Below are 17595 nucleotides of genomic sequence, written 5' to 3'. Positions count from 1 at the left end.
ATAAAGGTTTTTCAGGTACGTGGCCGGGTACGTTAACTTTACCCGCATGAATCTAGACCTGACTCAAAAAACGGCCCTCGTGTGTGGTAGTTCGCAGGGCATTGGCCGCGCCACCGCCGTTGAACTGGCCCTGCTCGGTGCCAACGTTATACTGATGGCCCGCAACGCCGATACGTTGCAAACCGTGAAAAAGACGCTCGATACCCGCAAGGGCCAGCAACATCACATTGCCGTGGCTGATTTCGGTCGATCGGGGAGTGTAAAAGCCGCGCTGACGGAGTTGTTAACGACGCAGCCAGTTATCCACATACTTATCAACAACACAGGCGGCCCGGCGGGCGGTCCGTTGATTGAAGCGACTGACGAGGCGTTTGTGCAGACGTTTCATAATCACCTGATCAACAACCAGACGTTGGTACAACTATTGGCACCGGGCATGCGCGAGGCCGGTTACGGACGGATCGTCAATATCATCAGCACGTCGGTGAAACAGCCGATCGTGGGGCTGGGCGTGTCGAACACCATTCGCGGGGCAGTAGCGCAGTGGGCCAAAACGCTGTCGCTGGAGTTGGGCCCCTGGGGCATTACGGTCAACAACGTACTGCCCGGCTACACGCGCACCGCCCGTCTGGATGCTGTACTGGCCATGCGGGCAACCGCATCGGGCAAAACCACCGCCGAGGTAGCCGATCAGATGGAGCGCGAAATCCCGGTTGGCCGCTTCGCTACGGCCGAAGAGGTAGCCGCTGCTGCGGCCTTTCTATGCACCCCAGCTGCGGCCTCAATCTCGGGTATCAACGTACCTGTAGACGGCGGAAAGACAGGTAGTCTATGAAATATAATGATTTCGTCATGTTTTTGTATTGCGGAATTTTATATGCTATAATTTGTACTTAGGCATATATTATTTTAATTTGTAGGTTAACAAACAAATGTTCACCTATGCATAAGTACTACAAGAAACATTATTTCATTAACCTGGCGGTCTGTATTCTGCTGACAATCAGCGCTGCATTTGCGCAAACCGTGCGCGGTAAAGTAGTAGACGCGGGCTCTGGAAACGGCATTCCCGGCGCAAGTGTGGTGGCCCGGGGAACTCAGATTGGCACCAGCGCCGATGGCGACGGCAACTATGTGCTCAGGCTTACTCCGGGCAGCTACCAGCTCGTGATCAGCTTTGTGGGATACACGAGCACTACGGTTCCGGTAACGGTGCCCGCTACCGGCGAAGTGACCCTGACCACCAAACTACAGGAAAGCCAGTCGAGCCTGAGCGAGTTGGTCGTAATTGGCTCGCGGGCAGCTACGGCCCGGACCAATATTCAGAGTGCAGTGCCCGTCGATGTGATCACGACAAAAGAGATGCGGAGCTACGCGCAGGTCGACGTGAGTCAGATTCTGAACTTCGTGGCACCCTCATTCAACTCGAACCGGCAAACCGTTACCGACGGCACCGACCATATTGACCCGGCATCGCTGCGGGGGCTTGGCCCTGATCAGACGCTGGTGCTGGTAAACGGGAAGCGGCGGCACAACACGGCCCTGATCAACATCAATGGTTCGGTGGGCCGGGGCTCGGTGGGTACCGATATGAACGTAATTCCGGTGGCGGCCGTAGAGCGCGTTGAGGTACTGCGCGATGGCGCAGCGGCTCAATACGGCTCAGACGCCATTGCGGGCGTGATCAACGTAGTCTTGAAAAAGAACTACGAAGGGCTGACGGCTTCGCTGATGACCGGCGGCAGTTTCTCGACCATGAACTACAAAGCGCCCCTACTGGGCGGCGGCACCATTGACAAAAGCCAGACCCTCCGCGACGGAAAGACCTTCCAGTTCGATATTTCGAAAGGGTTCCGGCTGGGCCAGCGGGGTTCCATGACGATCTCGGGCCAGATTGTTGACCGCGAGCGGACCAACCGGTCGGCCGAAGACAATACGCCTACGATCTATCTGGGTGCGTCGGGTGGTTTCCCGGCCACAACGCTGGTGCCAGTGGCCAACCGCCCTGCGTTGCTGGCTGCCGACCAGACAGTGATCGACCAGCGCCGGTACAACCGCCAGAACATGGTGGTGGGTAACTCATCGGCGCGGAACTACGGCGTGTTTCTGAACGGATCACTACCGGTTAGCACAAAATCGGAAGTGTATTTCTCGGCGGGGGTGACACACCGGACGGGAACAGGCTACGGCAACAACCGGATTCCGGTATCGCGGAATCAGCAGCCGTTAGCCTCCGACGATGGCACGCTCCTGTATCCCGACGGCTTCCTGCCAGCCATCAGAGCGACGCTGGATGATCAGTCGCTGCTGGCTGGCTATAAGACCAAACTGCTCGGGTTCAACGTGGATTTGAGCAGTGTGTATGGCCGCAACACCATCCGGTTCGATGTCGAGAATTCGGGCAATGCCACCTTGCCAAGTAGCCCAACGCAGCAGACCAATTTCTACGCAGGTACGTTGAAATTCAACCAGAGCACGACCAACCTCGATTTCTCGCAGCTCTTCACGAAAGCCCTCGGGTTCAACTCCATCAACCTGGCGTTTGGGGCCGAATACCGCCGCGATGAATACCAGATTGTGGCTGGCGAAGCAACGTCTTATTCAGGCGCATCGAAGGCCCTGCCGCTGGCACCGATCGTCATTGGTGGCCCATCATCGGGTACAACCGCTGCCGCACCGGGTGCGCAGGTGTTTCCTGGTTACCAGCCTGATAACGAACTGGATAAGTCGCGACATAACATCAGCCTTTACGCCGACGTGGAATCGGAGATAACCAGCAAGTGGTTGGTCGACCTGGCGGGACGATATGAAAACTACTCTGATTTCGGATCGAAGGTGACGGGTAAACTGGCCACGCGGTATCAGTTTGCTGAGTTCTTCAGTCTGCGGGGGGCTATCAGCACGGGCTTCCGGGCGCCGAGCCTGCAACAGCGGTATTTCAACAACACCAGTACGCAGTTTATCAACGGATTGCCGAACAATACGCTGACGGTCAATAACGACAGCCCCATTGCCCGGACCGTGATCGGCGTCGACGCCTTGAAGCCCGAAACGTCGGTGAACTACACGTTAGGGGCTACAAGCCGTATTGGCCGTAATTTCACCATCACGGTTGATGCGTACCTGATCGATATCAAAGATCGCATTCTGTACTCGGGCCAGTTTAGCCGCACCTTACTGGGGTTTGCAACAACTGATTATCCGGGCGTGAACGGTGTTCGCTTCTTCGCCAATGCCGCTAACACGCAGACCAAAGGGCTTGATATTGTGGCCACGGAGCGGCTTAACCTGGGCAAAGGCCGGTTAACGTTATCAGGCGCGGTGAACTTCAACCAGACGAAGGTGACGTCAATCAACCCGTCGGCGTTTTTGAACAGTACGGCGAATAACGAAGCCCGTGGTGGTAACCCCGATAACTGGCCCCGCACGCTGTTTTTCGACCGGTCGCAGGTGGCGTTGCTGGAAACGGGTCTGCCCCGCAGCAAGTTCAACCTGAGCGCCGCCTACACCATCAACAAGTTCGACATCTCGTTCCGCACGGTTCGCTTCGGTGAAGTGACCAACCTGACCACGGCTGATCCGTACACGATCAACGCCGCCACAGGTACGTACTGGAACACGCAGTTTGCCCGCGACGCGGCTGGTCACGCCCTGCTCGACCAAACGTTCAGCCCCATCTGGATTTCCGACATCACCATCGGCTACAAACTGACCAAGCTGCTGAACCTGCAAGTGGGTGCCAATAACGTATTCGACGTGTACCCCGATCAGATTTACATCGACCCCCGCAACGCGGTCGGTTCACTCGACTACAACTCGGGTCGTGACCTCTCGAACCGGGGCCGTTTCCTGTACCCATCGAATCAGGGCGGCTATAACGGCCGTTTCCTCTTCGCCCGCCTGTCGGCAACGTTGTAGGGGTAACGTACCTAGCACAAAAGCCTTCCGACTACCGGGAGGCTTTTTTTGCAAACGAAACCTTAAACGAGTGGACCTTTAACTTAAGCGTTAGGATAAAATACCGCAATTTTAAAGTTTTAATTTAAATTTACGGTATTATGTTTAACCGCTCTATTACATCTGAATTGCTCGAGCTAATACAGGATAGGCCAGCGGTAGCGCTGGTTGGTCCGCGTCAGGTTGGTAAAACAACATTAGTCCAATCACTGGCGAATCAACTGCCTGCACCGCCAATCTATCTAGATCTCGAGTCGCATCAGGACCTTAATCGGCTGCAAGACCCTGAACTATACTTGTCTGAACGTCGAGATAAACTGATCATTCTTGATGAGATTCAGCGAATGCCTGAGTTGTTCCCGTTGTTACGATCGCTGATCGATCGACATCGGGTGCCGGGACGTTTCATGTTGCTGGGCTCGGCTTCGCCAAAACTTCTGCAACAAAGTTCAGAGTCGCTGGCTGGCCGTGTCGCTTATTTGGAACTTCAGCCATTAAGCTGGCAGGAGGTGAATCAGCAAGTGCCTTATCAGCAACACTGGCTACGTGGTGGTTACCCCGATATGCTGTTAGCGAGCAGCGACAGACAGGCTAATCGGCGGATGAATGATTTTATTCAAACCTATGTGGAGCGAGACCTGCCCGGTTTAGGCTTAGGTGCGCAACCTGCCCGGATACGTACCCTGATGTCGATGCTGGTGAGTGTTCATGCCAATCAGGTAAATGCCTCCGAATTGGCCCGTTCGCTCGGGTTGAGCGTGCCAACCATTCAGCATTATCTTGATTTTCTGGAAGATGCTTTTCTGATTCGGCGACTGGCTCCTTACTACGTGAACATTGGCAAGCGCCTGGTAAAATCGCCCAAACTGTACTTGCGGGATAGTGGGATGTTTCATGCGCTGGCCGCCATAGGCTCCACAGAGGTATTAACGGGGAGCCTGTACCTGGGTAGTTCGTGGGAGGGGTACGTCATCCAGCAATTGATCGCCGGGTTGAGGTATGATACACAGTTTTACTTTTATCGAACAGCCGACGGTTCAGAACTGGATTTAGTGCTGTTTCGGGGTAACAAACCGGTTGTTGGCCTTGAAATCAAGTACACCAATGCGCCAACCCTGAGCCGTGGTAACTACATCGCAAGCCGGGATCTGGGCGCCATTCCATTGCTAGTTATTACCCCTTCGGCCGGTGATTTTCGGATCGATGAGCAGGTTCAGGTTTGTAGCTTAGCCACGGTATGGCTGCACCTAAAGCCCTTCAATGTGCTGAATGACTGGATGGAAATGGAGTAACGTTCAAGGTGTAAAGTCCAAAGGGCTTCGCTCGTCCACCATTTGTGGGTAAGCGAAGCCCTTTGGACTTTACACCCTGAACGGTAAACTAAACCCTACGCGCTCGTGCCTTCTTTCAATCGTTCGGCGTTCTCGGCGATGCGGAGCTGCTCGATAAACTGACCGATGTCGCCTTCCATCACGGCGGGGAGGTTATAGACCGTCAGGCCGATGCGGTGATCAGTGACGCGGCTTTGGGGGTAGTTGTAGGTACGTATCTTATCCGACCGGTCGCCGCTGCCCACCATCGTTTTACGTTGCGAAGCAATGGCGTCGTTATGCGCCTGAAGTTTGATCTCGTACAGGCGTGAACGCAGTACGGTCAGCGCTTTGTCGAAGTTCTTCAGCTGCGAGCGTTCGTCCTGGCACTGCACCACGAGGCCCGTAGGAAGGTGAGTCAGCCGCACGGCCGAATACGTCGTGTTTACCGACTGACCACCCGCACCCGACGAACAGAACGTATCTTTCCGAATGTCGTTCATGTTGATCTCCACGTCGACCTCTTCGGCTTCGGGCAGTACGGCCACGCTGGCTGCCGAGGTGTGAATGCGGCCCTGCGTTTCGGTGGCGGGTACGCGCTGCACCCGGTGAACGCCCGACTCGAACTTCATCTTGCCATAAACGTCTTCCCCTTCAATCTCGGTAATAATCTCTTTGTAGCCGCCTGAGGAACCTTCGGTGAAGTCGACGAGAGTCATTTTCCAGCCCATTTTCTCGCAGAAGCGCTGATACATACGGAAGATATCGCCCGCAAAAATGGCCGCTTCGTCGCCACCGGTGCCGCCGCGTACCTCCAGAATGATGTTCCGGCTGTCGTTGGGGTCTTTCGGAATCAGCATTTCTTTTAGTAGTTCCTCCAGTTCCTCCCGGCGGGGCACGAGTTCGTCGAGTTCGGCTTTGGCCATATCGCGAAACTCTTCGTCTTTTTCAGTAGAAATGACTTCGCGCGCATTCTCGATCTCGGCCAGCGTTTGCTGGTAAATCCGGTACTGCTGCACGATTTTGTCAAGCTCCTTATATTCCTTGCTCAGCTTCATGAAGCGCTTGGGGTCCGCAGACACCTCAGGCTGCACAATTTGCTGGGCCACTTCGTTAAAGCGTTCGCTGATCGATTCAAGTTGTTCAAGCATACCGCAAAGGTACAAAAAACAGGGCGAAGGGCGGAAGGGTTGAGTCTTGTGACAGTAAACGGATTAAGGTTTGTTATTTTGTACACGAATCCAGAATCAACCATGAGTCAATCGCGAAGAACATTCATTAAAACCACGCTAAAAAGCAGTGTCGCTGTGGGCGTCGCTGCAAACCTGCCCATGAGCGCACCGAAAGAAACATTCGTCCATCACGTACTTTTCTACCTGAAAAACCCCGGTAACGCCGCCGACAAAGCCAAATTGCTGGAAGGGCTAAACATGCTGGCTAAGGTGCCGACCATCAAAATGGTGCACATTGGTGAGCCCGCCGCCACCAACCGGGCCGTGATCGAACGGAGCTATACCTATTCGTGGCTCTGCCTGTTCGACAGCGCCGCCGACGAGGAAGTGTACCAGAAACACCCGATCCACGACGATTTCCGGAACAACTATGCGCACCTCTGGGAAAAAGTCGTGATCTACGACGCAATCGGCCCGAAACGGTAAGGAAGCTGGGTACGTTGCTACGTCCCATCCCGTTGTCGCTTGCCTGTGGCGAGTGACGACTAGCCATAGGGCCTCTGGCCCGTTGGTAGCTAATGAAACCAATGTATAGCTAAACAACAGTAAAACGGAGCGCCCGGGCCAGAGGCTCTGTCGATAGTTGTCACTCGCCACAGGCAAGCGACAACGGAGCAATGCGCACTACGTACCTAACGCACTACAAAAAGGGCCTCTGCACTGCTGCAGAGGCCCTTTTTGCGTTTAGCTATACGCTGGTTTATCAATATCTGGTTTTCCACCCTCGTTGCGGTTGGGGTGTGTCATGGGTACGTTCTCGGCGGGTTCATCACCGTTCATATACGTATCCTCCATCTCGTTGGCAGGTAGCTCGGGGGCATCTATCTCAGCACCGACACCACTGTTGCCTTCGGCTGACTGATCGCCCAGACCGGCGGGACTGATAGCCTGCTTGGCCCGGATCTCATCCTGTTTATCCTGATTTTCCATAACGCTGTTAAGTTGTCTAGTTATTTACTAGGCTAAACCCCGCGTAGGCCACTTTGTTAGCCCGCCCCCAAATTTTTACGTAAATTTGATTGTTATCTATAGCTGGGTTTTGTGCTTTAGCGTATTGCGGTCGAAGGGCTCAGCGTCAGCAATACGCTAAAGCACAAAGCAGTTCAGCCAAAGAAGTGTAGTTGAAGTAGCCATGTCTAAACATGGCAATCCATCGTCTTTTCATGATTGACTATATAGCTGGTCTGAACGACCCGCAACGCGAAGCCGTAACCCACGGCGACGGCCCGATGATGATCATCGCCGGCGCCGGTTCGGGCAAAACGCGCGTGCTCACGTACCGCATTGCGCACCTGATCGACAAGGGCGTTGATCCATTCCGCATTCTGTCGCTGACCTTTACGAACAAGGCCGCCGGCGAAATGCGTCACCGGATCGAGAAAGTGATTGGTAACGAGGCGCGTAACATCTGGATGGGTACGTTCCACTCCGTGTTTGCCAAAATCCTGCGCATCGAAGCCAAAGCGCTGGGCTACACCAGTAACTTCTCGATCTACGACACCGACGATTCGAAATCGCTGCTCCGCTCTATTATTCGGGAACGGGGCCTCGACGATAAGCAGTACCGCGCCAATGCCGTGTTCAACCGCATATCGAGCGCGAAAAACCGCCTCGTTGGTGCCGACGAATACATGAACAACGCCATCATCCAGGCCGATGATGCCTCGGCGAAGATGCCGGAGGTAGGGGCGATCTACAAGGTCTACAGCACGCGCTGTTTCCAGGCCAACGCCATGGATTTCGACGATCTGCTGTTCAACACCAACGTCCTCTTCCGCGACCATCTGGACATTCTGCACAAGTACCAGCACAAGTTTCAGCACGTGCTGGTCGATGAGTTTCAGGATACCAACGTGTCGCAGTACCTCATCACGCGCAAGCTGGCAGCGGTGCATCAAAACATCTGCGTGGTAGGCGATGATGCGCAGAGTATCTACGCGTTCCGGGGGGCCAACATCGAAAACATCCTGAACTTCCAGAAGGATTACGGCAAAGACACGGTGAAAATCGTGAAGCTGGAGCAGAACTACCGCAGCACCAACACCATCGTGCAGGCGGCCAATTCAGTCATTGCCCGTAACCGGAATCAGCTGGAAAAGCGCGTCTTCACCGACAACGAAACCGGTCCGCTGATCGAGGTCATCAAAGCGTCGTCGGATAATGAGGAAGGTCGGCTGGTGGCGACGAACATTTTCGAAGCCAAAATGCGCGACGGCCTGCGGAACAACGATTTCGCTATTCTGTACCGCACCAACGCCCAGTCGCGGGCATTCGAGGAAGCCCTGCGCAAGCTGAGCATCAAGTACCGGATTATCGGTGGCCTCTCGTTCTACCAGCGGAAAGAGATCAAGGATCTGATCGCTTACCTGCGCTTCACCGTCAATCAGGCCGACGAGGAGGCGTTCAAGCGGATCATCAACCTGCCCAAACGCGGCATTGGCGACACCACGCTGGCCAAAATTTCGGTGCTGGCCTCGGAGAAGAACGTACCTATCTGGGAGATAGTCAGCAACATTACCTACCACATCACCGGGCGGGCGTCCATTGCCATTGAGGGCTTTGCGGAGCTGATCAAAAGCTATACGCTGCTGATCGACAAGAAGGATGCGTACGAAGTGGCGGCGCACGTGGCCAAAACGTCGGGGATTCTGAAGGAGCTGTACGAAGACAAGACCGTGGAAGGGCTGGCCCGTTACGAGAACGTCCAGGAGTTGCTGAACGCCATTAAAGAGTATGTCGATAATCCCGACAACGAGGAGAAGAACCTCAGCGCCTTCCTGCAAACGGTATCGCTGCTGACCACCGCCGACGAAAAAGAGGAAGACGGCGACAATGACCGGGTGACGATGATGACCATCCACGCCGCCAAAGGGCTGGAGTTCAAAAACGTACACATTGTCGGGTTGGAAGAAGACCTGTTTCCCAGCCAGATGATGCTCGAAAGCCGGGCCGATCTGGAAGAAGAACGCCGCCTGTTCTACGTAGCCATCACCCGTGCCGAAAAACGCCTGACGTTCTCCTTCGCCGAATCGCGCTACCACTACGGTCGATTGAAGATTTGCGAACCGAGCCGGTTCCTGATGGAGGTAGACCAGGGTTACCTGACGATGAGCAAGACCGTGACGCCGCCCAAACCCCGGTTCAAGGGCGACGATTCGTATGCCTCGCGTAGTAAAGACGAGATGCCCTCGGCCGGTTCGATGAACTTCGTGCGGTCGCTGGCCCAGAAAACGGCGCAACGGCAGGTTCCGCAGCCCACCGTCACCCACACGCCCTCCGCCGACTTCGCCCCCAGCAACACAGCCGAACTAGCCGAAGGGATGAAAGTAGAACACTCGAAATTCGGCTTTGGCGTCGTGAAATCCCTCGACGTGAACGGCACCGAACGCAAAGCCGTCATCCAGTTCGACGTAGTGGGCGAAAAAACACTGCTCTTAAGTTTCGCCAAGCTGCGGATTGTGTAGCTTTAGACCTTACCGGTTAGATAAACGATTCCTATGAAAACGCTCCAATATCGTGTCATTCTGGTACCCGAACCCGAGGGGGGATACACCGCCAAAGTACCCGCCATTCGAGGCTGCATTACCTACGGTGAAACCATTGAAGAGGCAATGGCGATGGCACGAGATGCCATAGAAGGATGTCTGGAAGTACTGGCCGAAGAAGGTCAGCCAATTCCCGCCGATGATAGCAACACGCTGGAATATTCGCTGAACCTAACGACCGAGTTGGTAAAAGCGTGAAAGCCCTTAATCAGATGATTACACTTGACAAGTTCCAACGTTTTACATCGATAGTATCAAACTGATCGAACCAAGCATCCGAAAAGCTGTTTGGTAGGGCGATAAGGAGAGCGTCTGTAAAGTCGGAGGGACGGTACATTTTTCCGAGCAGGGTTTTAAAATGCTGCGTAACAAAATCCTCTAATGTACCTGTCTGAGGCTTCACCTTATAAAATTTGTAATGTTCCTGTAAGTAGCTTGTCAACTTTGTCCTGAAAAGCTGACGGGTACGTTCCTGAAACTGCTGCTTCTCGGTACGGTTATCGGACACGTAGGTCGATAAGACATACAAGAAATTAATGTTGTAAGTCTGTAAAAGCAGGGTGTCTCGGTCGAACAGTCGATCGCTAAAATGTTGGTTGGGCGGCTCAATGCTTCCGTTGAAGGTCAAACCTGCTTGAGTCCATGTGAGCTGGTCGTCGACTACGGCGCTTATGAAAAAGTTGGGCGTCGGGTTATATCCTTCTGTTAGGTCATCGCGGTAACGTAATGGATGTGCTAGCTGATCTCTATTCAGTAAGTCGATATTGTACTGAATGACATTCTTGGCGTAGGTATACTGCTTATGAATCGACTCTCGGCCTAATTTCGTAGTGTCTTTGTAATACTTGCTGTCGCCGATATAATAAATGTGATCGGTTGCCAGAAGATCCTGATAATCGTAAATATGGTCAAGTTCTTTACCGTCTTTCTGTACCTTAAATCGGTCGAGGGCTGACCGCTCCGATAACAAACCATCAATCATATCCTCAAAGACCCGGTTGAAGTCTCGAGCAAGTGTCACCTCTGGCTGCTGCCGACCACTTGCTACGTGTTCCTGATACGAAAAGTAGCCCCAAAGCAAGTTCCAAAGTTGAAGCAACCGGTCAGAGAAGTATTTGTATCTAATTTGACGCAATCGGCGTAAGCCATTGTTAAGTAACGTACGGCGTTCAGGGCCAGTGGGTAACCGGTACACATCGGGTAAATTGATACGCAGGTAATACCGCTTCTGTAGCTCTTCCAGTACGACTAGAAACAACACAATCAATTCCTCATCAATATTGACTGCTTGCTGCTTAGTATCTGTACGTATATAAACAGGTCGTCCATTGGCGTCGATGATAGGTAACTGCCTCGACACGGTTCGGTTCCAATCGGTTTTGCCCCGCTGCGACATGCTACGCTTTTTCAGGAACGTAAGCAACGATTGGTTATCCCGGAAAAACCGGAGCAAACTCAATACCCAGTCTAGTTCAGTAGCTGCCTGTTGGTCGGTGGTACCAACGATGGTAGGCAGGCCGGTAGCTTCGGTAATATCATTGTCAGGGTGTAGCCGCTGAAACTGACGAATGGCTAAATACAACCATGTCGACATAGTAAACAGAAAGTCGAGCCGTTGTTCGGTCTTCAGCTTTTGCCTCAAATCTGGCCGCTCTGGTAGCTGACGCAGATCGTCAGGCGAATAATCGCCCAAAAAATGCCCTTGATGGAGAAATACTTTGGGTAAGATGACAACTGCCTGTTGTTGGGCATGGCAGTAGCCGACAAACGGAATTTTGCTATGGGTTGGCGAAATGGGCCAGTAGTACCGCTCAGGAAGCAGCGTAGCCAGGTACGTTGTTTCGTAGGGGTACTCCTCAAACAGGATTGTCATCTGAAGTAAATGCTATGCCATTAGCCGCCATAAACCGTTGTAGCCGTGCTGTTTGCTCTTCAGCTGTTCCCTGAAAAAGCGCGCCGTAGGTGTTGATGGGCATGACATCACCGGACTCCAGCATTTCGTGAAAGATGGTATTGCCCGACTCGTGCTCGTCGCGCCAGACGTCGTTCCAGAGGTAGAATAGCACTTTTGACCGGAACTGACTCTCCGAAATAATGCCATTGCCGGGGTTGACAAACCGGTTTCCTAGTTGCTTGTCTTCGCTACCTTTTAACTTATATATCAGTGGATTAATGGTTTCAAGGAACGTACCCCAATTGTACTTCCTGTCACCAATTTGAATATTGATGTTACCCGCGTCTGTGTAATTGATCGGAACGTACTCCCACTCCCAGCGCCGTTTAAAGGCACTGTCCATCGGAAACAGCGATTGATCCGACGTGTTCATGGTGGCGTATAGCAACATGTTAGGGGGGAGTTTCAGCTGATCGATCCCCCCCGTTTGTGCTATGTAAGCCTCCTTGTTAATAATCTTCTTAGCCAGATGCTCATATAAGTCAGTATCAGCAGTGAGTGGGTAAGTTGAATAGCCCGTAGTGCTGTCACGATCAAGTAATTGAAACAGATCACCAAAAATCTGGGCGCAGTTACCCCGGTTTATTTCATCGATGATGAGGCAAACAGGTACGTTAGGTTGATTCCAAGATTCAACGTATGCTCTGGTAAAAATCTGAGGTACAAAAGCGTAGGCTATCTGCCCTTTGGGATCGAGTGTTGGCTTGTACGTACCTACGAAGCTACCGTAGTCGGTATCCGGGTGAAACGTGGTACGAAAGACTATCATACCTGCCGTATCTTCCTTTGCCTTCCATGACTTTCCTGACCCAGGAGCGCCAAAATATATTTTTTGCGAAGGAATAGTCGAGAGGACTAAACTTTGGTGAGTCTTTATATTGAAGTTGTATTGTTGTACTGGTTCAATAAGTTCATCAGGAACATATTGTTGTATTGAAGTGCCCGATAGCTTCTCCTTCAATTCAGGATTGAATTGTTTAAATAATGAAAGAAGGTTTTTCACCTTCTCCTCATTTTCTTCTTCATCATTGTTTGAAAAAAGAGAACTTATATTGCCTGACGCAGATGTGGAGCTAATTCCTAGCATCGACTCTTGATACTTCAAACCACTTTTCTCATAGTAAACTGACTGTTTTAAAGTATCAGGCGTTATTAAAAAGCCTTTCGTTACAAAAAGTGTTTTGGCTCTAATAGAAACGCGTGTTTCTGTCCATGTCTTATGACTAACTCTACTTGGATTTACTATTTTATCTAATTGCTTATGCTCATAGAAATGAACATCTTCAACTTGTGCTAGCCCAATCAGCCCTCTACGAGCTTTGTCGCCATCTCCGCTAGGACTTCTAGAACCGTGAACTAGTACAAGAATATCACCTATAATAGGCTTGAGTTCATAAGCAGACCTGCCATTTTCAAGAAGATCCTCTAACGGTATTCTTGGAGGTTGACCAGTGTCTAAGACAAATTCATCCGGCAGGCTCTGAGCCCATACTGTTTCGTCGTAATACCGGCTCTGACTCTCTGAAATATTATACTCTCTAATATCAACAGTGGGTGGTATAAAGGTGCCTCTGAGGTTTGCACCATCACGCTTTCTTGGAATTAGCCGTACAATGTAAAAGCCAGGTAGTTTGGTGGACATGGATTTATTTATGCTAATGCTAAATCTGAATCGAGCTTAAGTTCTGAACTATGCTCAATAGGAGCAATATCCATTGTGTTAACTATTCTATGAGCGAGCCATTCGGTCACAGGAACAGAAACAGCATTTCCCAAAGCATGATATCGCAAACTGTCAATGTCATCTTTAGTTGTAAATAAGCCATCAGGCATTGTCCACCCTACAGGAAAACCTTGTAGTCCTTCACATTCTTCGGGCGTGAGACGACGTACACGATCTCTATAAGGGATATATGTTCTGCTCCAATCTGTACCCGTGTGACGACCACTCGTTGCCGCTAGACAGAATCCCATTTTAGGAGGAATAGGTGGGTCAGTTAACAATTCTACTCCCTCTCGGCTAGTAAGGTCAACGCTTTCCATAAAGGGGGAAAGAGTTTCCTTCCCTGGTTTTCGACTCTTCTCAAGATGCCTCGTGCCGCGTTCGGGCTCAAAAAGTATCTCAGCGGTACGTCTTGGATTACGATGACATCCAACAATGTAGACTCGCTGGCGCGACTGGGGGACTCCGAAATATCTGCTGTTAAGCACACGCCATCCCACACCATACCCGAGTTCGGCCAACGTTTGAATGACGACTCTAAAATCTCTTCCTCCGTTTGCAGTGAGTAGACCTGGTACGTTTTCGAGAACGACAACGGGAGGTACAGCTCGGCTAAGTAAGTCAGCGAATCGGTAAAAGAGTCCAGATCGCTTCCCATTAAGCCCATCGCGAGACCTTGCTCTCGCCAACGATAAGTCTTGGCATGGGAATCCTCCGCACCATATTTCAGCTCTAGGGACATCTGCATAGTCAATAGTGGTTATATCTGTACCTTTCTTTACGTTTGGCCAGTGGTGATGTAAGATATTGTTACAGAATTTGTCTATCTCGCACTGATAGACGGTTTCGATACCTGCTCGCTCAAATCCTAGGTCAAACCCTCCGATTCCAGCGAAAAAAGAGGCAAGTCTAAGTGTTTCGTTCATTAGTTTTCAGGTTTAATTTTTCAAAACTCCAACTCGCCCTGCTTAGCGTTTTTTGCCCGCAGGTACTTAATTTTTTCCTCAGCCGCCCGCAGGACGGCGTCGGAGCAGGCTTCGTCGGCTAGCTCATAAGCTACACGGTCTGAGAGGTAGAGCACTAGTACATCTTCAGATGGCTCACCAAACAATTCAGCTAGTTGCTCGGCCTGCTGTCGGGTGGCCCGGCGTTGCCCTTTTTCCAGTTTGGCCACAATGCTCGTATCAATGTCTAACTGAGCCGCCACCTTCCGCTGAGGCCAGCCAGCTTGTTCGCGACACTGTCGCATCCACTCCCCGAATGTGCTATGGCTAACGATTGTCTTGTCCATCTTGTTTGGACGCCTTTTTTTGGACAAATTATGTCAATAATATTTTGAACTCCAAATTACATGCATGAATTGAACTGCCATTGATTATCGTAGTTAACCCAAACAGAGTAATAAGATTAGTCAGGTACGTCACTGACTGGACTCGTTATTCTTACCTTACCTATGAGATAAGAAAAATAGCTACCTCCTGCTGCTCCTTAGTTGGTTAGGGTCATTTCAACTTCTTAGCTACAAATGAAATCCGAAATCCGCGTACTATTCGATAAGCCAACCACACGCCGGGTTTTCGTACCTTTGCAGATACTATGGCGCGAATCGTGGCGATTGATTACGGAAACAAGCGGACCGGGCTGGCTGTGACCGACCCGATGCAGATCATCGCAACGGCGCTGGAAACGGTGCCGACCCATACGCTGTTCGACCGGCTGAAAGCCTACGTAGCGGCCGAACCTGTCGAAGCCTTTGTGGTGGGCTGGCCAACGAATACCGACGGGACCGATACCGACACAACGGCACCGGTTCGCGGCCTGATTAAGAAATTGAAAGCGGTGTTTCCTGATCAGACTGTTTACCAGCACGATGAGCGGTTTACGTCGCGCATGGCCTTGCAGTCGATGATTGCGGGCGGCACCAGTAAGAAAGACCGACGGGTGAAAGGCAACATCGACATGGTGAGCGCCACGATCATCCTTCAGTCATTTATGGAAAGCAAAAATTAGTTTCAAGTTTCAGGTTTCAGGTTCCAGGTACTTTGCTGATCAACGATATGGTGAGTTAGCGAAGCACCTGAAACCTGAAACCTGAAACTTGAAACTTAGACAAACATGATTCTCCCAATTGTAGCTTACGGCGATCCGGTATTGCGGAAGAAGGCCAAAGACATTGAAAAAGGTACGCTCGACGTGAAAAAACTGAGCGACGACATGTTCGAAACCATGTATGCGGCGTCGGGTGTGGGGCTGGCGGCTCCGCAGATCGGGCAGAGCGTACGGATGTTCGTCGTGGATGGACAGCCGTTCAACGAAGGTGAGTCGGAAGAAGACATCGACCCGACGCTCGTTGGTTTCAAGAAGGTGTTTATCAACGCCGAAATACTGGAAGAAGATGGCGACGAATGGGCGTTTGAAGAAGGCTGCCTGAGTATTCCCGGCATCCGCAACGACGTGTACCGCCCCGAGTTCATCGTGATCCGCTATTTCGACGTCGACTGGAACGAGCACGAAGAAGAGTACGAAGGCACCGCCGCCCGGATCATTCAGCACGAATACGACCACATCGAAGGTAAACTCTTCACCGACTACATGTCGCCGCTGAAACGCCAGCTCCTTAAAAAACGCCTCGCCGACATCACGCGGGGTAATGTGGATGTGGAGTATAAAATGCGGTTCCCAAAATAAAGGAGGAAAGGGAGGAGGGAGAAAAGGAGGAAGGAAGTCGCTCACGCACGCGTAGCTACTCCTGCGTAAGCGACTTCCTTCCTCCTTTTCTCCCTCCTCCCTTTCCTCCTTATGAACATCACCCTCCTTCAAACTGACCTTCATTGGCAAGACCCCGTGGCCAACCGGGCTATGCTGGAGGAGAAGCTCTTTACCCTGCCCGAACCGACAGATCTGATTGTGCTGCCCGAGATGTTTACAACGGGCTTCACGATGGATGCTCGTGCCGTGGCCGAGCCGATGAACCTGACCACGTTCAAGTGGTTGAAACAGATGGCGGCGCAGACCAACGCGGTGGTAACGGGCAGCTATGTAGTGCAGGAAAACGGCGGTCCGACGGGTCGGGCGTTTTACAATCGCCTGATCTGGATGGAGCCCGATGGGCAGTTCGCCACCTACGATAAGCGGCATCTTTTTAGAATGGCAGGCGAAGACAAGACCTATTCGGCAGGTACGTTGCGGCTGGTGCGCGAGTGGCGCGGGTGGCGTATCTGTCCGCTGATCTGCTACGACCTGCGTTTCCCGGTCTGGAGCCGCAACCGCCAGATCGCCCCCGACCAGCTCGATTACGATCTGCTACTGTATGTAGCCAATTGGCCCGCTCCCCGGCAACAACCGTGGGATACGCTGCTACAGGCCCGTGCCATCGAGAACCTGAGCTACGTGGCGGGTGTCAACCGCGTGGGCACTGACGGAAATGGGCACCCATACCGCGGCGGATCAGCCTTGATCGACTTTAAAGGCGACGTTCTTTTCCGCCACTATGACTCCGAAGCCATCCACCAGCAAACCCTCTCGCTCGACGATCTGCAAGCCTTCCGCGCCAAGTTCCCGGCCTATCTGGATGCGGATGTTTAGCGAATGAGTGAAAGAGCGGTCTGCCGCACGGTGAAAGGTTGCTGATTGCCGTTGTCGCTCGCCTGTGGCGAGTGACGACTATCTGTAGGGCCTCCGGCCCGATGATTCCTATTTACTGGTTAGAAGTAATCATCAGGTTCACTACTACCACCGGGCCGGAGGCCCTGTAGATAGTCGTCACTCGCCACAGGCGAGCGATAACGGGGGGAAGGTTTTTAACACAGAGGAACAGAGGTTTCACAGAGAAACAGAGTTGGTATTTTCTACAAAAGAAATACTCTGTTTCTCT

Annotated in this window: 15 protein-coding genes; 9 read left to right on the top strand and 6 right to left on the bottom strand. The window is 52.1% G+C overall.

Features of this window, described 5'->3' with window-relative positions; genetic code table 11:
- Positions 1 to 46 precede the first annotated feature (46 nt).
- The 3 genes from ACAW75_RS02405 to ACAW75_RS02395 all read left to right on the top strand — a co-directional run bounded on the left by ACAW75_RS02405 (position 47) and on the right by ACAW75_RS02395 (position 5249).
- Positions 47 to 835, top strand: coding sequence for an SDR family oxidoreductase (locus ACAW75_RS02405; protein ID WP_370727068.1), 789 nt, complete (start codon positions 47 to 49; stop codon positions 833 to 835).
- A 107-nt stretch (positions 836 to 942) separates the two neighbouring features.
- On the top strand, positions 943 to 3918 hold the full coding sequence (locus ACAW75_RS02400; protein ID WP_370727067.1) for a TonB-dependent receptor: 2976 nt from the start codon (positions 943 to 945) through the stop codon (positions 3916 to 3918).
- Positions 3919 to 4058: 140 nt separating this feature from the next.
- The gene (locus ACAW75_RS02395; protein ID WP_370727066.1) at positions 4059 to 5249 is read left to right on the top strand and encodes an ATP-binding protein; all 1191 of its coding nucleotides are present in this window, start codon (positions 4059 to 4061) and stop codon (positions 5247 to 5249) included.
- Positions 5250 to 5344: 95 nt separating this feature from the next.
- Here the strand turns inward: ACAW75_RS02395 and prfA are convergent, their stop codons facing one another.
- Complete coding sequence (prfA, locus tag ACAW75_RS02390) at positions 5345 to 6418, bottom strand: peptide chain release factor 1 (protein WP_370727065.1); 1074 nt, start codon at positions 6416 to 6418, stop codon at positions 5345 to 5347.
- A 102-nt stretch (positions 6419 to 6520) separates the two neighbouring features.
- Between prfA and ACAW75_RS02385 the strand changes: the two genes are divergently transcribed.
- Positions 6521 to 6925 (top strand): Dabb family protein, encoded by a 405-nt coding sequence (locus tag ACAW75_RS02385; protein ID WP_370727064.1) that lies wholly within the window; start codon positions 6521 to 6523, stop codon positions 6923 to 6925.
- Positions 6926 to 7183: 258 nt separating this feature from the next.
- Here the strand turns inward: ACAW75_RS02385 and ACAW75_RS02380 are convergent, their stop codons facing one another.
- The gene (locus tag ACAW75_RS02380; protein WP_370727063.1) at positions 7184 to 7429 is read right to left on the bottom strand and encodes a hypothetical protein; all 246 of its coding nucleotides are present in this window, start codon (positions 7427 to 7429) and stop codon (positions 7184 to 7186) included.
- 233 nt (positions 7430 to 7662) lie between these two features.
- On the opposite strand from ACAW75_RS02380, the gene ACAW75_RS02375 reads away from it, so the two are divergent.
- Positions 7663 to 9963, top strand: a complete 2301-nt coding sequence (locus ACAW75_RS02375) for an ATP-dependent helicase (protein WP_370727062.1) — start codon at positions 7663 to 7665, stop codon at positions 9961 to 9963.
- A 33-nt stretch (positions 9964 to 9996) separates the two neighbouring features.
- Entirely contained in the window at positions 9997 to 10242 is a 246-nt protein-coding gene (locus ACAW75_RS02370; RefSeq protein ID WP_370727061.1) for a type II toxin-antitoxin system HicB family antitoxin, read from the top strand.
- Between the two features lie 10 nt (positions 10243 to 10252).
- Here ACAW75_RS02370 and ACAW75_RS02365 read toward each other — a convergent pair whose 3' ends face one another.
- Genes ACAW75_RS02365 through ACAW75_RS02350 form a run of 4 tightly spaced genes read right to left on the bottom strand, consistent with a single transcriptional unit; the run spans position 10253 to position 15012 of the window.
- Entirely contained in the window at positions 10253 to 11917 is a 1665-nt protein-coding gene (locus tag ACAW75_RS02365) for an LlaJI family restriction endonuclease (protein ID WP_370727060.1), read from the bottom strand.
- The gene (locus ACAW75_RS02360; protein WP_370727059.1) at positions 11901 to 13640 is read right to left on the bottom strand and encodes an McrB family protein; all 1740 of its coding nucleotides are present in this window, start codon (positions 13638 to 13640) and stop codon (positions 11901 to 11903) included. The genes ACAW75_RS02365 and ACAW75_RS02360 overlap by 17 nt, the downstream gene beginning before the upstream one ends.
- 8 nt (positions 13641 to 13648) lie before the next feature.
- Positions 13649 to 14647 carry a DNA cytosine methyltransferase gene (locus ACAW75_RS02355; RefSeq protein WP_370727058.1) on the bottom strand — a complete coding sequence of 333 codons (999 nt, stop codon included), beginning with the start codon at positions 14645 to 14647 and terminating at the stop codon, positions 13649 to 13651.
- Between the two features lie 20 nt (positions 14648 to 14667).
- The gene (locus tag ACAW75_RS02350) at positions 14668 to 15012 is read right to left on the bottom strand and encodes a helix-turn-helix domain-containing protein (protein ID WP_370727057.1); all 345 of its coding nucleotides are present in this window, start codon (positions 15010 to 15012) and stop codon (positions 14668 to 14670) included.
- Positions 15013 to 15317: 305 nt separating this feature from the next.
- On the opposite strand from ACAW75_RS02350, the gene ruvX reads away from it, so the two are divergent.
- The 3 genes from ruvX (at position 15318) to ACAW75_RS02335 (ending at position 17306) form a co-directional block, all read left to right on the top strand.
- Positions 15318 to 15731 carry a Holliday junction resolvase RuvX gene (gene ruvX, locus ACAW75_RS02345; RefSeq protein WP_207329950.1) on the top strand — a complete coding sequence of 138 codons (414 nt, stop codon included), beginning with the start codon at positions 15318 to 15320 and terminating at the stop codon, positions 15729 to 15731.
- 105 nt (positions 15732 to 15836) lie between these two features.
- Entirely contained in the window at positions 15837 to 16409 is a 573-nt protein-coding gene (gene def / locus ACAW75_RS02340) for a peptide deformylase (protein WP_370727056.1), read from the top strand.
- Positions 16410 to 16520: 111 nt separating this feature from the next.
- Positions 16521 to 17306, top strand: coding sequence for an amidohydrolase (locus ACAW75_RS02335; protein ID WP_370727055.1), 786 nt, complete (start codon positions 16521 to 16523; stop codon positions 17304 to 17306).
- Positions 17307 to 17595 lie beyond the last annotated feature (289 nt).

The sequence above is a fragment of the Fibrella arboris genome, assembly GCF_041321095.1.
In the GTDB taxonomy this organism is placed as follows: Bacteria; Bacteroidota; Bacteroidia; order Cytophagales; family Spirosomataceae; genus Fibrella; species Fibrella arboris.
The sequence above is the reverse complement of the archived record's forward strand: the minus strand, read 5'-3'. Positions and strand labels throughout refer to the sequence as shown.

Bases quoted from the DNA above. Each gene is read 5' to 3' on its own strand.
- prfA (WP_370727065.1), bottom strand. From the start codon at position 6,418: ATGCTTGAACAACTTGAATCGATCAGCGAACGCTTTAACGAAGTGGCC.
- ACAW75_RS02385 (WP_370727064.1), top strand. From the start codon at position 6,521: ATGAGTCAATCGCGAAGAACATTCATTAAAACCACGCTAAAAAGCAGT.
- ACAW75_RS02355 (WP_370727058.1), bottom strand. From the start codon at position 14,647: ATGAACGAAACACTTAGACTTGCCTCTTTTTTCGCTGGAATCGGAGGG.
- ACAW75_RS02370 (WP_370727061.1), top strand. From the start codon at position 9,997: ATGAAAACGCTCCAATATCGTGTCATTCTGGTACCCGAACCCGAGGGG.
- ACAW75_RS02395 (WP_370727066.1), top strand. From the start codon at position 4,059: ATGTTTAACCGCTCTATTACATCTGAATTGCTCGAGCTAATACAGGAT.
- ACAW75_RS02350 (WP_370727057.1), bottom strand. From the start codon at position 15,012: ATGGACAAGACAATCGTTAGCCATAGCACATTCGGGGAGTGGATGCGA.
- def (WP_370727056.1), top strand. From the start codon at position 15,837: ATGATTCTCCCAATTGTAGCTTACGGCGATCCGGTATTGCGGAAGAAG.
- ACAW75_RS02400 (WP_370727067.1), top strand. From the start codon at position 943: ATGCATAAGTACTACAAGAAACATTATTTCATTAACCTGGCGGTCTGT.
- ACAW75_RS02375 (WP_370727062.1), top strand. From the start codon at position 7,663: ATGATTGACTATATAGCTGGTCTGAACGACCCGCAACGCGAAGCCGTA.
- ACAW75_RS02405 (WP_370727068.1), top strand. From the start codon at position 47: ATGAATCTAGACCTGACTCAAAAAACGGCCCTCGTGTGTGGTAGTTCG.
- ACAW75_RS02360 (WP_370727059.1), bottom strand. From the start codon at position 13,640: ATGTCCACCAAACTACCTGGCTTTTACATTGTACGGCTAATTCCAAGA.
- ACAW75_RS02380 (WP_370727063.1), bottom strand. From the start codon at position 7,429: ATGGAAAATCAGGATAAACAGGATGAGATCCGGGCCAAGCAGGCTATC.
- ruvX (WP_207329950.1), top strand. From the start codon at position 15,318: ATGGCGCGAATCGTGGCGATTGATTACGGAAACAAGCGGACCGGGCTG.
- ACAW75_RS02365 (WP_370727060.1), bottom strand. From the start codon at position 11,917: ATGACAATCCTGTTTGAGGAGTACCCCTACGAAACAACGTACCTGGCT.
- ACAW75_RS02335 (WP_370727055.1), top strand. From the start codon at position 16,521: ATGAACATCACCCTCCTTCAAACTGACCTTCATTGGCAAGACCCCGTG.